Raw genomic sequence first — 15,044 nt, 5'->3', positions numbered from 1 at the left:
CAGACTCCTACTTTCCCGTGACATCGCGGGCGCGGGGGCGGACGTCCTCTCCTGCGGCGGCCACATGGCCACGCGTTGGGAGGAGCTCATGGAGATCTCGGGGGACGGCGCGGGGAACCGCGTGGCCCGGCTCGCGGGTGGGCGGGACCAGGTGGGGCGGGCGCGCAGGCTCGTGTCGGCCGCGCTCGGACGCGGCCATCCCCGGCACGACGACTGCGTGCTGCTGACCAGCGAGATCGCGACGAACGCGGTCGTCCACTCCCGTTCGGGGGACGGCGGCACCTTCACCGTCACCGTCTCGTGCCTGCCCGACCGCGTGCGGGTCTGCGTGGAGGACGACGGCTCGGCCGGGCCGCCGTGCGCCGGTCACCCGCTCCCCAACGGGTCAAGCCAGGGCGGTCGCGGGCTGCCGCTGCTGGACCTCCTGGCCGACCGGTGGGGGCTGGTCCGCGAGGGCGGCCGCAACGAGGTGTGGTTCGAGGTCTGGTCCGACGGCGACCGGCGCTCCGCCGCGCTCGCCCGCCACCGGCCGGCCGTGTGGGTGCGACCGGCCGCCGCGACGCCCGGCGCGACCTCCATCTGACCCGGCCTTTCGATTTCCCGGTCGCGGGCGACCCTGCCGGGCGCGCCAGGCGGGGAGCCGTGGCGCCCAAATTGGGGCCGAGATACGGCATCGGCACCTGTTTCGGTGGTACTACACCCAGGTCGGGTGATTTTTTAGGCAAGGAAGGGGCAAAACCAACCTAATAAATCGGGAAAGTAGGAGGACTCCCATGGCCCTGCCCGACTTCCTGGTCATCGGGGTGCCGAAGGCCGGCACCACGGCCCTGCACGCGGCGCTGGCCCGCCATCCCCGGCTGTTCATGTCTCCCGTGAAGGAGCCGAAGTTCTTCCTCACCGACGGCCCGCCTCCGGCGAAGGGCGGGCCGGGGGACGCGGAGACCTACCGCGAGCACGTGTGGCGGCGCGCCGACTACGAGGCGCTGTTCGCGGACGCGCCGCCGGGGGCGCTGCGCGGCGAGTCCACCCCCTTCTACCTGTACGACCGCGCGGCCCAGCGGCGGATCCGCGAGGCGATCCCGGACGCGAAACTCATCGTCTCGCTGCGCGACCCCGTGGAGCGCGCGCACTCCAACTGGACCCATCTGTGGTCGGCAGGCCTGGAGCCGATCGGCGACGTCATCGAGGCGTGCGCGGCGGAGAAGCGGCGGATCGCCGACGGCTGGTCGCCGTTCTGGCACTACGTCGGCCTCGGCCGGTACGGCGAGCAGCTCGAGCACCTGTTCACGCTGTTTCCCCGCGAGCAGGTGCTGGTCTTCCGCTACCGCGACCTGGTCGACCGCCCCGCCGCCACGCTCGACCGGATCTGCGCGTTCCTCGGGGTGGAGCAGGGGCTGATCAGCGAGGTGCCCAGGGAGAACGTCACGGCCCATCCGCGGCACAGCCGCAGGCACCGCATCCTGGCCCGGCTCGCCCGGCTCGGCGATCCGCTGCTGGGCCAGCGGCTCACCGCGCCATTGGAGCGGGTGCTGCAGCGCGACGGGCAGCCCCGGCGGCCGCTCACCTGGGAGCAGCGCCAGGAGCTGCTCGCCTACTTCGCCGCCGACATCGCGCTGCTGCGCGACCTGCTGGGCCGCGACTCCTTCGGCGAGGACTTCGGCGACTGGCTGCGCCCCAGGGAGCGGTCGGGCGGCCTGGTCGGCGCGCGGCCGTCCGGCCAGCGGCAGGCCCGCAACGGTCGCCTCAGAAGCGCCTCCGACCCCGCCCGGCCGCCCGGCGTGGACGGCCCGCCGGGAGGCGATCCCATCGGGGCGTGAACCCCCATCCGGGCCCGCCCGCCGCGACCGCCCCGAGATGATCAGCGCAGCTCGGTGCGCAGCTCGTGGCCCCCGTCGGCGCGGGTCAGCTCGTAGTACAGGCGGTGGCCCCCCGCCACGGGCACGATCGACAGGTAGCGCAGCCCTCCCCCGCCGTGCTCCGACTGGGCGACGGGGGCGGTTCCGGTGGCGGTGAGCGTGGACGGGTCGGGGCCGATGGCCACGCCCGTGCGCTCCTCGTAGTTCTCCTCCGCCGACGCGCGGCCGTCGTAGTACGCGATGACGGTCCCGCCGCTGAACGTGACCGCGCTCACCCGTACGCCGCGCGAGTCCCACTCGCCCGGCCGCCGGTCGAGCGCGGTCCCCTGCCAGGTCCACTCGACGCCGTCCGCGCTGGTGGCGTAGTCGGTCACCATCTGGTCGGCCTCGTCGGGGTCCTCCAGGGGGTGGCAGGACGCCCACAGGTGCCACACGCCGCCGTGATGGAGGATCACGGGGTCCTTGACGCCGGTCTTGAGGTCGCCGGGCAGCACCACCCGCGCGTCGGCGGGGTCGAACTCCGCCGGCCCGGCGGCCTCGATCATCTCGACCCGCCAGTGCTTGGTGCCGTACGTGGCGCAGCTCAGGTACAGGCGCCACCTGCCCTCAGGCGTCACCACGAGCGTCGGGCGCTCCAGTGACTCGGTCTTCATCTCCTCTTTGGTGATCGTGAGGATCTTCTCGAACCGCTCGCCGTCGGCCGAGCGGGCGATCTCCACGGCGTACCCGCGCCCGTCGCCGAGCGGCCGGCGCAGCCGATAGGCCAGGTAGATCCATCCGTCCCGGCTCACGGCGCTGGGCGCGCCCGCCCAGAATCCGGGCCCGTCTCCGGGCGGAGGAACCGCGACGACTGACCGTTCCGGCTTCGGTGCGAACACGTCTCTTCTCCGTAGTGAGCGACGACGGTGGGCGGGACCGGCTCGCGCCGGCCCTTCTTGGCTGTAGTGACTTACCAGCGGTCCGGCGGGAGGCCAAGTGTCCTCGCCATCGGACGGCCATGTCTATACAAAACCCGCTTGCTTTGCGGGTTTTGTCAGGATAGGGCAGATGTGCTACTGCGCGCGCCCCTACCTGCGGAAAAGTCGGGTGGCGCCCGGCGGGTCCGGCGCGTACGCCGCCCACACGGCCGACGGCTACGGCTGCCGAAAGCGCTGCTCACCACGACCGGCCGCGGAACACGCCCACCCGAGGCCGGTCGCCCGTACCCGAGAACGGTATGACTGTACACATGGACAAGGCAGACATCGGAGTGACGGGCCTGGCGACCATGGGTCGCAACCTCGCCCGGAACTTCGCCCACCACGGTCACGTGGTCGCGGTGCACAACCGCACGGAGAGCCGTACGACCCGGTTCATGGAGGAGCACCGCGACGAGGGCGCGTTCCTGCCCGCGGGCACGATCGAGGAGTTCGTGGCCTCTCTCGAACGGCCCCGCAAGGCGATCATCATGGTCAAGGCCGGGGCGCCCACCGACGCCGTGATCGAGGAACTCGCCGCGGTCATGGAGCCGGGCGACATGATCATCGACGGCGGCAACGCCCACTACATGGACACCCGCCGCCGGGAGGCCGCGCTGCGCGAGCGGGGCATCCACTTCGTCGGCACCGGCATCTCGGGCGGCGAGGAGGGCGCGCTCAACGGCCCGAGCATCATGCCCGGCGGCGACGCCGAGGCGTACGAGACGCTCGGCCCCCTGCTCGAGGACATCGCGGCGAAGGTCGACGGGGTGCCGTGCTGCGTGCACGTGGGCCCCGACGGCGCGGGCCACTTCGTCAAGATGGTGCACAACGGCATCGAGTACGCCGACATGCAGCTCATCGCGGAGTCGTACGACCTGCTCCGGCAGGCCCTCGGGCTGAACCCGAAGGAACTGTCCGACGTCTTCCGCGAGTGGAACAGGGGCGACCTGGAGTCGTACCTCATCGAGATCACCGCCGAGGTGCTGGGCCACACCGACCCCGCCACGGGCAAGCCGTTCGTGGACGTCGTGCAGGACCAGGCCGAGCAGAAGGGCACCGGCCGCTGGACCGTGCAGAGCGCCCTCGACCTCGGCGTCCCGGTCACCGGCATCGCCGAGGCGGTGTTCGCCCGGGCGCTGTCGGGTCACCCCGAGCAGCGGGCCGCCGCCCGCTCGCTCACCGGCCCCTCCGGCACGGCCGGCGACTCCGCCCTCGTCGAGGACGTGCGGCGGGCGCTGTACGCCTCCAAGGTCGTCGCGTACGCCCAGGGGTTCGACCAAATGGCCGCCGCGAGCGCGGAGTACGGCTGGAACCTGAACCTGGGCGAGATGGCCACGATCTGGCGCGGCGGCTGCATCATCAGGGCGCGCTTCCTCGACCGGATCAGGGCGGCGTACGACGCGGATCCGAACCTGCCGACGCTGCTGGTGGACCCGACGTTCGCCCAGGCGCTGGAGGAGGCCCAGGAGTCGTGGCGGCGGGTCGTGGCGACGGCGGCGACGATCGGGGTGCCCACGCCGGGCTTCTCCTCGGCGCTCGCCTACTACGACGGGCTGCGCCGCGACCGGCTCCCGGCGGCGCTGCTGCAGGGGCTGCGTGACTTCTTCGGCGCCCACACCTACCGGAGGGTCGACCGGGAGGGCTCCTTCCACACCGACTGGTCGGGAGACCGGGCCGAGCGGCCCGCCTGACCACCCCGGAGAACGCGGTACGGCGCACGCCCGGGTGGGGCGTGCGCCGTACCGGCTCTTTGAGTCAGGTCACTCGAAGGCGGCGGCGGCCATCGGCTCCGCCTTCTCGCCCCCGGCGGCGCCGGGAGCGCCGCTGCGCAGCGGGACGTGCTTGACGAAGGCGGCGATCACCGGGACGAGCGCGGCGAACAGGACCGACCACAGGAAGACGGTGCCGATCGTGTTGGCGAGCGCGTCCAGGAACCCGGCCTTGACCGGCGGCGGAAGCTGCTCGAGCACCCTCCGGTCGATCTGGCCGCCGCCGGAGGCCGCCAGGGAGGCCGCCTGGGGGCCGAGCTTTGCGGCGATCTCGTCGGCCAGGCGGTTGTTGAAGATCGCGCCGAACAGCGAGATGCCGAACGAACCGCCGATGGAGCGGAAGAACGTCGAGGCGCTGCTGGCCACGCCGATGTCCTTCTGCTCGACGCTGTTCTGCGCGATCAGCATGGTCGTCTGCATCAGGAAGCCCATGCCGAGACCGAGGACGGCGATGTAGACGCCGGTCCGCCAGGCCGGGGTGTGGACGTCCTGCGTCGACAGCAGCCACATGCCGATGGCCATGATCACTCCGCCGATCACCGGGTAGCTCTTGTACTTCCCGGTCTGGGTGATCGCCTTGCCGACGAACAGCGACACGACCATGGACGAGGCCATCATCGGGAGCAGGAGCAGGCCGGAGTTGGTGGCCGTGGAGCCCTGCACGATCTGCTGGAACATCGGCAGGAAGGTGATCGCGCCGAACATCGCGAAGCCGAGCAGGAAGCCGAGCACGTTGATCAGCGTGAAGTTGCGGTTGGCGAACACGTGCAGCGGCAGGATCGGCTCGGCCGCGCGCCGCTCGACGGGGATGAACACGGCCAGCGCGACGACCGCCAGGGCGGCCAGCCCAAGGATCTGCCACGAGCCCCAGGGGTACCCGTGCTTCTGGCCGCCCCACGAGGTGATCAGCACGATCGCGGTGATCGCCACGGTGAGGACGGCCGCGCCGAGCCAGTCGATGCGGTGCTCGGTGCGGTGCCTGGGCAGGTGCAGCTTGAGGATCAGCCAGATCAGCGCCACGCCGCCGAGCGGGAGGTTCACGTAGAAGGCCCAGCGCCAGTTCAGGTGGTCGGTGATGAAACCGCCGACGAGAGGCCCCGCGATCATGGCGAGCGACATGATCGCGGCCATGATGCCCTGGTACTGACCACGCTCACGGGGCGGGACCAGGTCCCCGATGATCGCCATCACGCCGACGATGAGCCCGCCGGCGCCGAGGCCCTGCAGTGCCCGGAACGCGATCAGCTCGATCATGCCGTCGCCGGTGCCGCCGAACAGCGACGAGCCGGCCATGCCGCACAGCGCGGAGCCGACCAGGAAGATGGCGATCGAGCTCAGGAAGATGTTCTTGCGGCCGTAGAGGTCGCCGATCTTGCCCCAGATCGGCGTGGAGACCGTGGTGCCCAGCACGTACGCGGTGGTGACCCAGGTGAAGTAGTCCAGGCCCTTGAGCTCCCCGACGATCCTCGGCATCGCGGTGCCGACGATCATGTTGTCCAGCATCGCCAGCATCATCGCCAGCATGAGACCGGGTAAGACGATCATCACTTCCCGGGACCGGCCGGGCGCGGCCGCGGTCTCCGTGGTCATGGGTGCCCCCTTTGAACGAATTTACTTACTTGCCGACAGGCTAGTGCCCGAGGCACGGTATTGTCCTTACTTGCCGGCCGTCAAGTTATTTAGGGACAGCAGGGAATGGGTGCTCATACCGACACACGCAGCCGCATCCAGGAGGTCGCGATCAGGCTCTTCACCGAGCAGGGGTACGAGGCGACGTCGCTCCGGGAGATAGCCGAGGCCCTCGGCGTGACCAAGGCGGCACTCTACTACCACTTCCGCACCAAAGAGGACATCGTCGCCAGCCTCATCGAAGACCGCGTCAAGGCGCTGGACGAGCTGATCGCGTGGGCGAACGGGCACCCCCGCACTCCGGAGACGCGCCGGGAGGTGATCCGCCGCTACTCCGCCGAGATGACCCGCGGACGCCACCACGAGGTCATGCAGTTCATGGACCGCAACAAGACGGCGCTGCAGGGCCATGCCAAGGTCGACCTGATGCGCGAGCGCATGGGCGAACTGATGCAGACGCTGTGCGAGCCGGACGACCCGCTGCCGGTCAGGCTCAGGCGCTCGATGGCGCTGTTCGCGATGCACGCGGCCTGGTTCTTCCTCCGCGACGAGTCGGCGACCGAGGAGGAGCGGGCCGCGGCGGGACTGCAGGTCGCCCTGGAATTGGCCGACGGCTCAGACGGTTGATCCCTCTCTGATGGGAAGGTGATCGACCATGCTTTTCGGACAGGAACACGTCAAGCGCTACATCGAGACCGACGGTGAGGAAGGCCACGACTGGCAGGGCACCACGGTGGCCATCCTCACCACGAAGGGCCGCAAGTCGGGACAGCCCCGCAGCACCCCGCTGATCTACCAGCCGTACGGCGACGCCTACCTGGTGGTCGCCTCCAAGGGCGGGGCCGACGAGCACCCGCTGTGGTACCTCAACCTCCAGGCCGAGCCTGAGGTGGAGTTCCAGATCAAGGGGGACAGGTTCAAGGCGCGCGCCCGCACGGCGACCTCCGAGGAACGACCGGATATGTGGCGGACGATGACCGCCACCTGGCCCGCGTACGACGAGTACGCCACCAAGACCGACCGGGAGATCCCGATCGTCGTCATCGAGCGCGTGTAGGGCGTCACGCCGTGCCGGGACGCCGGGCACCGGCGGTCGGTCACCGGCCGGTGCCCGGCCCCCGTCGTCCACGGCGTGCAGACGCCGCGAGCCGGTGACTCGTGCGGCCGTCGGCTGTATCTTTCCGGGGTGATCCTCAGTGACGGGGGAGGTTCCGTGAGCGACGGCCGTACCGCCGAAATCATGCTCGCCGAGGCCCGGAAGGCCTTCTGGGTCATGGTCGGCTTCCTGGCGCTGATCTGGGTCGTGCAGGTGGCCAACTGGGCCTCGGGCTACTCGCTCAGCTACAGCTACGGCATCAGGCCCTGGGACGTCGAGCGCCTGCCCGGGATCGTCTCCGCGCCGCTCCTCCACTGGAGCTGGGCGCACATCGAGGGCAACTCCGGGCCGCTGTTCATCTTCGGGTTCCTCGCGGCCTACCGGGGCGTACGGCGCTTCCTCGGCGTGACCGGGCTGATCGCCGTCGCCAGCGGGCTCGGCTCGTGGTTCACCGCCGACTCCTCCACGGTCGGCGCGGGCGCGAGCGGTCTGGTGTTCGGCTACTTCGGGTACGTGCTCGTACGCGGGGCCTTCGACCGGCACCTGATCGACATCGTCATCGGCCTGGTCATGGGCCTGTGCTTCGCCTACCAGTTCGCCGGGCTACTGCCGGCCGAGGGCATCGGCTGGCAGGCCCACGTCTTCGGCTTCGCGGGCGGCATCCTCGGCGGCTATCTGTTCCGCGACCGGCGGGCCAAGGGCACGACCGGAAGCGCTCCCCGCGAGGCCGCCCCGCCCGACTCCAGGGCGGCCCTGCTCAAGGAGATCGAGGACCTCGGCCTGTGACGCGTACCGGTCAGGGCTCGTGCTGGTCGGGCGGGTGGAAGGGGATGGTGGCGGTGAGCGCGAACCCGCCCTCGGCGGTCGGCCCGTACGTCAGCCGCCCACCCACCAGGGCGACGCGCTCGCGCAGGCCGGGCAGCCCGTAGCCGCCCCCCGCGTCTGCGGGCACCCGGACCGGCACGGCCCGGCTCTTGCCGCTGTTGACCACCGACACGTTCAGCACGCCGCCGTGGGCCTCGCAGACGACCTGTACATCGGCCCCGGGCGCGTGTTTGCGCACGTTGTTGAGGCCCTCCTGGACGACTCGGTAGCAGGCGTGGCCGGCCTGCCGCGACAGCGCCTCCTCCGGCACGTCGTAGTGCAGGGCGACGCGCAGGCCGGTGGCCCTGCTCTCCTCCACCAGGCGCGGTATCCCCTCGACGCTCTCCGCCGAGGGCGGCAGGTCCCTGCGCCGCAGCGCCGTGAGCAGCTCGCGCAGCTCGGTCAGCGCCCGCACGCCCTTGTCCTCGATGTTCCTGGCCAGCTTGCGGATCTCGTCGAGCTCGTCGGCGTCCTGGATGAGACCGGCGTTCAGGACCATCACGGTCACCGCGTGCGTCACCGTGTCGTGCAGCTCACCGGCGATGCGGCGGCGTTCCTGGGCGGCGGCGCGCTCCTCCCGCGCCCGCACGCCCGCCCGCAGCTCCCGGATCATCGATCGGTAGCGCCACACCCAGGTGCCCACCAGCGCGGGAAGGAAGATCAGCGTGACCGCCCGCACCGCCACGGCGACGGGCAGCCGGTCGGTGTAGGGGCTCGTGTAATCGGCCACCGCGAAGACCCCCGCCAGCACAGTGGTCACCCACGGCCATCGCCGCACCGTGTTCCGCGCCGTCATCGAGTACGCCGCCAGCATCAGCGGCATGGTCTCGCCCGCGAGAAGCGCGCAGGCGACGGTCGCCACGACCATCGGCCAGGCCACACTGCGCCGCGCCAGCATGGACACGGCCGCTGCGGCCGACGCGGCGATCTGCGCCCACCACGGCACGGCCAGGAACGGCAGGGCCGGGAAGGAGCGGCCGAACACCACCGCCGGCACCGTGAAGGCGAGGACGGCGACGGCGAGCAGCACGTCGGCCGCCGCCTCCCGGCGCGCGGCGAGCCCGGCCCACTTCTCCCCCATACCGCTAGTTTGTGGGTTTGACCTGCGGCTTCGTGCAGCGCCACACCCCTTTGACGTAGCTGTGCCACACCTTGCCGTACGTCGAGCCGGTCGAAACAGTCATGCGTCTTGGGCAGGATAAGAGGCGTGAGCGAAAGCATGAGCCTCCTCCGCCGTCTTCCGTCCGGCTCTGAACCCGACGCGCTGTTCGACGCGTTCGTGTCGTGGAACGCCGATCGGGGGCTCACGCTGTACCCCGCGCAGGAGGAGGCCCTGATCGAGGTCGTCTCCGGCAACAACGTGATCGTGTCCACGCCCACGGGCTCGGGCAAGAGCCTGATCGCCGCCGGGGCGCACTTCGCCGCGCTGGCCCGGGACGAGATCAGCTTCTACACCGCGCCGATCAAGGCGCTGGTGTCGGAGAAGTTCTTCGACCTGTGCGCCCTGTTCGGCACCGAGAACGTCGGCATGATGACCGGCGACGCCACCGTGAACGCCGACGCGCCCGTCATCTGCTGCACCGCCGAGATCCTCGCCCAGATCGCGCTGCGCGACGGCGCGGACGCCGACGTCGGCACCGTGATCATGGACGAGTTCCACTTCTACGCCGAGCCCGACCGCGGCTGGGCCTGGCAGGTGCCGCTGCTGGAGCTGCCGCAGGCGCAGTTCGTGCTGATGTCGGCCACGCTCGGCGACGTCGAGCGGTTCCAGACCGACCTCACCCGGCGCACCGGCCGCCCCACCAGCGTGGTCAAGCACGCCGAGCGCCCGGTGCCGCTGATCTACTCCTATCGCACCACTCCCCTGCACGAGACGCTGGAGGAGCTGCTGTCCACCCAGCAGGCCCCGGTGTACGTCGTGCACTTCACCCAGGCCGCGGCGATGGAGCGCGCCCAGGCGCTCATGAGCATCAACATGTGCACCAAGGCCGAGAAGGAGGCCATCGCCGCCCTCATCGGCAACTTCCGCTTCACCACCCGCTTCGGCCGCGCCCTGTCCCGGCTCGTACGGCACGGCATCGGCGTGCACCACGCGGGCATGCTGCCGAAGTACCGCCGCCTGGTGGAACGGCTGGCCCAGGCGGGCCTGCTGAAGGTCATCTGCGGCACCGACACGCTCGGCGTGGGGGTCAACGTCCCGATCCGCACCGTGCTGTTCACCGCGCTGTCGAAGTTCGACGGCACCAAGGTGCGGCGGCTGCGCGCGCGGGAGTTCCACCAGATCGCCGGGCGGGCCGGCCGGGCCGGTTTCGACACGGTCGGATACGTCGTCTGCCAGGCGCCCGACCACGTGATCGAGAACGAGCGGGCGCTGGCGAAGATCGGCGACGACCCCAAGCGGCGCCGCGGCTACGCGCGCAAGAAGCCCCCGGAGGGGTTCGTGGGCTGGAGCGAGGAGACGTTCGAGAAGCTCCAGACGGCCGAGCCCGAGCCGCTGACCTCCCGGTTCAAGGTCAGCAACGCCATGCTGCTGTCCATCATCAACCGGCCCGGCGACTGCTTCCAAGCAATGAAGCGGCTGCTCACCGACAACCACGAGGACCGCAAGGCGCAGCGCCGCCACATCAGCCACGCCATCGCGATCTACCGCTCGTTGCTGGCCGGCGGCATCGTGGAGAAGCTCGCCGAGCCCGACGAGCACGGCCGCATGGCCCGGCTCACCGTGGATTTGCAGGAGGACTTCGCGCTCAACCAGGCGCTGTCCACCTTCGCGCTGGCGTCCTTCGAGCTGCTCGACTCCGGCTCCCCGACGTACGCGCTGGACATGGTCTCGATCGTCGAGTCGACGCTGGACGACCCCCGCCAGATCCTGCACGCCCAGCTCAACAAGGCCAGGGCCGAGGCGGTCGCCCAGATGAAGGCCGACGGCATCGAGTACGAGGAGCGGATGGAGCGCCTCGCCGAGATCACCCATCCGATGCCGCTGGCTGACCTGCTCTTCGGCGCGTACGAGACCTACCGGCGCGGGCACCCGTGGGTCGGCGACCACGTCGTCAGCCCCAAGACGATCGTGCGCGACATGTACGAGCGGGCCATGACCTTCACCGAGTACATCCAGTTCTACGAGCTGGCCCGCTCGGAGGGCACGGTGCTGCGCTACCTGGCCGACGCCTACCGGACGCTGTCGAAGACGGTGCCCGAGCACCTGAAGACCGACGACCTCGTGGACCTCATCGAATGGCTCGGCGAGTTGGTGCGCCAGGTCGACTCCAGCCTGATCGACGAGTGGGAGAAGCTGGCCAACCCCGCCGAGGCGCTGGCGGCCGGGGAGGAGCTGGAGACAAGGGCCCGCCCGGTCACCGCCAACGCGCGCGCCTTCCGGGTGCTGGTCCGCAACGCGATGTTCCGGATGGTGGAGCTCGCCGCGCTGGACCGGGAGGAGGAGCTGGCCGAGCTCTACCCGGACGTCGACTGGGGCGCGGGCCTGGACGCCTACTACGAGGAGCACGACGAGATCCTCACCGGCCCGGCCGCCCGCGGTCCGGCCCTCCTGCTCATCGAGGAGGAGAAGGAGCTGTGGCGGGTGCGTCAGATCATCGACGACCCGGCCGGCAACCACGACTGGGGCATCAGCGCCGAGGTGGACCTGGCGGCCTCCGACGAGGAGGGCCACGCCGTCCTCCACGTCATCGGCCTCACCCGCCTCTGACGATCCCCTGCGGCGGGCCGGGGGCCGTACCCGGCTCCCGGCCCGCCGCGTGGGCTACGAATTCTCGACTGCGCCGGTCGCGCAGGTGACGGTGACGTCGACACTGGCGGTGACCGTCCCCGCGTTCACCGCGTACATGCTCCAGGACGCCGGGAGACCGTGTACCGGTCTCCGTCGTGCCGCGTCAGCCGTAGAACTTCCTCGCGCCCTCGTGGAGCGGCACGGGGTCGGTCTTCGGCGCCTCGGCCAGCGTGATCTCCTTGGCCGACGCGTGCACCTTCTCCAGGTCGGCCTTGTGCTCGAAGAGCAGCCGGGTGAGGTCCTCCGCGAGCTTCGCGTCCATCGCAGCGTTCACCACGAGGAGGTTCGGCACGACGATGGTCGGCACGTCGGACGGCGTGCCGTACGCCCCCTTCGGGATCACGCCCTCGGTGTAGACGGGACCGTGGGCGGCGCGCACGGCGGGCAGCACGTCCTTCAGCGGCACGAAGGTCACCTTGTCGCCCATGCTCGTCACCAGGTCGGTGATGCCCGAGGTGGGCAGCCCGCCCGACCACACCAGCGCGTCGAGGGTGCCGTCCTTGAGCCCCTGCACGGTCTCGGGCAGCGACAGCGCCTGACGTTTCACGTCCTTGTCGGGATCGAGCCCGGCGGCGGCGAGCAGCCGCAGCGCGATCACCTCCGTTCCCGAGTTCGGCGAGCCCGTGGACACGCGCTTGCCGCGCAGGCCGGCGACGGACGTGATCCCGGCGTCGGTCCGCGCGATCACTTGGGTGTAGTTGCCGTACAGCCGGGCGAGCGCGCGGATGGGCTGCGGGGCGGTGAAGGCGCCGGTGCCCTTGACCGCGTCGGCGGCCGTGTCCGCGAGCGTGAAGGCGATGTCCGACTGTCCTCTGACCACCCGCTGGATGTTCTCCACCGAGGCGCCGGTGGCCTCGGCGGTGGCCCGGTGACCCGGCAGGTGCTTGTCGATGAGTTCGGCGAGGCCGCCGCCCAGCACGTAGTAGACGCCGGTGGTGTTGCCGGTGGCGATCGACAGGCGGGTCCCGCCGCCCGCGCCGCCCTTCGTGGCCGACCGGTCGCCCCCGCAACCGCCGGCCAGCAGTGCCGCGGTGACGGCCAGCGCCGTCACGAGCCTGAACCTCACGGATGCGCCTCCCTGTGTCTGCGGACGAAGTGGACGGCGAGCGCCAGGGCCGCGACGCCCAGCCCGGCCAGCACGGGCCAGGGCGACAGGACGAGCAGCAGGACCGCCGCCAGTGCGCACAGGCCCCGCTCGACCGGGCCGGCGGGGCCGGTGATCCAGCCGCCGGTGGCCACCGCGAGGACGGCCACGGCCATCGCGGACACGGCCGCGGCGAGCACGACCTCGCCGATCGGGCCCTGCGCCAGCAGGGCCGCGCCGGACGGCGTGAGCACGAACGCGAACGGCACGAGGAACGCCGGGAGCGTGTACTTCCAGGTTGCCCACATCGTGCGGTGCGCGTTGCCGCCCGTGATCGCCGAGGCGGCGAAGGCCGACAGCGCCGTCGGCGGGCTCACCTCGGACAGCACGGCGTAGTAGAAGATGAACATGTACGCCTCGGCCGGGGTGACGCCGAGGTTCAGCAGCGCGGGTCCGATGATCACGGCGGCGATGACGAACGACGCCGTGACCGGCACGGCCAGCCCGAGCAGCAGCACGGCCAGCGCGCAGGCCACGGCGGTGGCCGCGAGGTTCCCCCCGGACAGGCCGACGATCAGCGAGCCGGCCTTGAGCCCCAGCCCGGTGAGCGTGACCACGCCGACGATCGTGCCCGCCGCCGCGCAGGTGACCGCGACCGGCAGCACGCCGGTGGCGCCCGCCGCCAGGGCCCGTACGGCACGGCGCGGGGTCAGCCGGTTCTCGCCACCGGGAGCGCGGTCGAGGAACGACAGCGCGAAGGCCAGCAGCGTGGCGTACACGACCGCGCGGAACGGCGACTGGCCGAGCGCCATCAGGATGATGATCACGAACAGTGAGCTGAAGTGGTAGCCGAAGCGCCTGATCAGCGGCCAGGGACCGCCCGTGTCCACCGGAACGGCCCGCGTGCCGAACCTGCGGGCGTCCATCTCGATCGCGAGGAAGACGCCCAGGTAGTACAGGACGGTCGGGATCGTGGCGTAGACGAGCACGGTCAGGTAGCTCACCCGCAGGTATTCGGCGATGATGAACGCCGCCGCGCCCAGCGTGGGGGGCGACAGGATCGCGCCGATGCCCGCCGCCGCCAGCACTCCCCCGGCCTGCTCGCGCGGATAACCGGCACGGCGCAGGATCGGCCAGGCCACGCTGCCCACGCTCACGGTGGTCGCCACGCCGGAACCGCTCACCGTGCCGAGCAGGAACCCCGCGAGCGTGACGGTCCGCCCCGGCGCGGAGCGCGAGCGGCGGAACGCGGCGAAGGAGACGTCGACGAAGAACCGCCCCGCCCCAGAATGGTCGAGCACCGCGCCGTAGATCGTGAACAGGATGATGTAGGTCGCCGCGACGTCGAGGGGCACGCCGTACACGCCCTCGGTGCCCATCGTGAACGCCGCCACGATCCGGTCCAGGTCGTAGCCCCGGTGGCCCAGCGCCCAGTCGGCGGGCAGGTAGCCGCCGTAGTAGGCGTACGCGAAGAAGACCAGGCACACGACGGGCAGGATCCAGCCCACGGTCCGCCGGCACGCCTCGAGGAGCAGCAGCGTGAGCAGCGCGCCCGCCGCCACGTCGAGCGGCGTCGGAGCGTACGCCCGGCGGATGAGGTCGTCGAAGACGACGAGCGGATACACGCAGACGGCCAAGGACAGTGCCGCGAGCACCCAGTCGAGCGGGCCGGGCCGGTCCCGGCCCCCGCGCCGCGCCTTGTAGCAGACGAAGGCCAGCGGCAGCACCACGGCCAGGAACGCCATCCGGTAGGGCAGGACCGCCCCCGGCCGGAAGGTCTGGTAGAGCGCGTAGAGCGACAGGGCCAGCGCGACGACCGTGACGAGTGCCGCCGTGCGGCCGGACAGGCGCCGGGCGGGACGCTCCGCGTCGAACTCGGCGACGAGGTCCTCCGCCGACGTCTCGTGCCGGGTCTCGGTCACGCGTCTCCCCTGCGATGCGGCAAGCCCTTGACCGCAAGGTACGCCGAAGTTGACTTCTTGTAGTCACAATCCGGA

The 15,044-nt window shown here is 71.0% G+C and carries 12 protein-coding genes; 7 read left to right on the top strand and 5 right to left on the bottom strand.

Annotation, left to right across the window (positions count from 1 at the left end):
- The first annotated feature begins 64 nt into the window (after positions 1-64).
- Both Msi02_RS11090 and Msi02_RS11085 read left to right on the top strand, forming a co-directional pair.
- Positions 65-583: an ATP-binding protein gene (locus Msi02_RS11090; RefSeq protein WP_239108293.1), complete on the top strand. Its 519-nt coding sequence runs from the start codon at positions 65-67 to the stop codon at positions 581-583.
- Between the two features lie 190 nt (positions 584-773).
- Positions 774-1,817, top strand: coding sequence for a sulfotransferase family protein (locus Msi02_RS11085; RefSeq protein WP_204048247.1), 1,044 nt, complete (start codon positions 774-776; stop codon positions 1,815-1,817).
- A 41-nt stretch (positions 1,818-1,858) separates the two neighbouring features.
- Here Msi02_RS11085 and Msi02_RS11080 read toward each other — a convergent pair whose 3' ends face one another.
- Positions 1,859-2,734, bottom strand: a complete 876-nt coding sequence (locus Msi02_RS11080) for a hypothetical protein (RefSeq protein WP_079319934.1) — start codon at positions 2,732-2,734, stop codon at positions 1,859-1,861.
- 350 nt (positions 2,735-3,084) lie between these two features.
- On the opposite strand from Msi02_RS11080, the gene gnd reads away from it, so the two are divergent.
- Complete coding sequence (gene gnd / locus Msi02_RS11075; protein WP_204048246.1) at positions 3,085-4,506, top strand: NADP-dependent phosphogluconate dehydrogenase; 1,422 nt, start codon at positions 3,085-3,087, stop codon at positions 4,504-4,506.
- A gap of 69 nt (positions 4,507-4,575) precedes the next feature.
- Here the strand turns inward: gnd and Msi02_RS11070 are convergent, their stop codons facing one another.
- Positions 4,576-6,174 (bottom strand): MDR family MFS transporter, encoded by a 1,599-nt coding sequence (locus Msi02_RS11070; RefSeq protein ID WP_204048245.1) that lies wholly within the window; start codon positions 6,172-6,174, stop codon positions 4,576-4,578.
- Between the two features lie 105 nt (positions 6,175-6,279).
- Here Msi02_RS11070 and Msi02_RS11065 point away from each other — a divergent pair, with 105 nt between their 5' ends.
- From Msi02_RS11065 to Msi02_RS11055, 3 genes are all read left to right on the top strand, one after another.
- The gene (locus tag Msi02_RS11065) at positions 6,280-6,840 is read left to right on the top strand and encodes a TetR/AcrR family transcriptional regulator (RefSeq protein WP_204048244.1); all 561 of its coding nucleotides are present in this window, start codon (positions 6,280-6,282) and stop codon (positions 6,838-6,840) included.
- A 28-nt stretch (positions 6,841-6,868) separates the two neighbouring features.
- Positions 6,869-7,270 carry a nitroreductase family deazaflavin-dependent oxidoreductase gene (locus tag Msi02_RS11060; protein ID WP_079319937.1) on the top strand — a complete coding sequence of 134 codons (402 nt, stop codon included), beginning with the start codon at positions 6,869-6,871 and terminating at the stop codon, positions 7,268-7,270.
- 156 nt (positions 7,271-7,426) lie between these two features.
- Complete coding sequence (locus Msi02_RS11055; protein WP_204048243.1) at positions 7,427-8,095, top strand: rhomboid family intramembrane serine protease; 669 nt, start codon at positions 7,427-7,429, stop codon at positions 8,093-8,095.
- A 10-nt stretch (positions 8,096-8,105) separates the two neighbouring features.
- On the opposite strand, the gene Msi02_RS11050 is transcribed toward Msi02_RS11055, so the two are convergent.
- A complete protein-coding gene (locus Msi02_RS11050) occupies positions 8,106-9,254 on the bottom strand; it encodes a sensor histidine kinase (protein ID WP_204048242.1) in 1,149 nt (382 codons plus the stop codon).
- Between the two features lie 138 nt (positions 9,255-9,392).
- On the opposite strand from Msi02_RS11050, the gene Msi02_RS11045 reads away from it, so the two are divergent.
- A complete protein-coding gene (locus Msi02_RS11045; protein WP_079319945.1) occupies positions 9,393-11,882 on the top strand; it encodes a DEAD/DEAH box helicase in 2,490 nt (829 codons plus the stop codon).
- Between the two features lie 184 nt (positions 11,883-12,066).
- On the opposite strand, the gene Msi02_RS11040 is transcribed toward Msi02_RS11045, so the two are convergent.
- Entirely contained in the window at positions 12,067-13,029 is a 963-nt protein-coding gene (locus tag Msi02_RS11040; RefSeq protein ID WP_204048241.1) for a TAXI family TRAP transporter solute-binding subunit, read from the bottom strand.
- Complete coding sequence (locus tag Msi02_RS11035; RefSeq protein WP_204048240.1) at positions 13,026-14,969, bottom strand: TRAP transporter permease; 1,944 nt, start codon at positions 14,967-14,969, stop codon at positions 13,026-13,028. Before Msi02_RS11035 ends, Msi02_RS11040 begins: the two co-directional genes overlap by 4 nt.
- Positions 14,970-15,044: the final 75 nt, after the last annotated feature.

It is taken from the genome of Microbispora siamensis (genome assembly GCF_016863095.1).
Lineage (GTDB): Bacteria > Actinomycetota > Actinomycetes > Streptosporangiales > Streptosporangiaceae > Microbispora > Microbispora siamensis.
The sequence above is the reverse complement of the archived record's forward strand: the minus strand, read 5'-3'. Positions and strand labels throughout refer to the sequence as shown.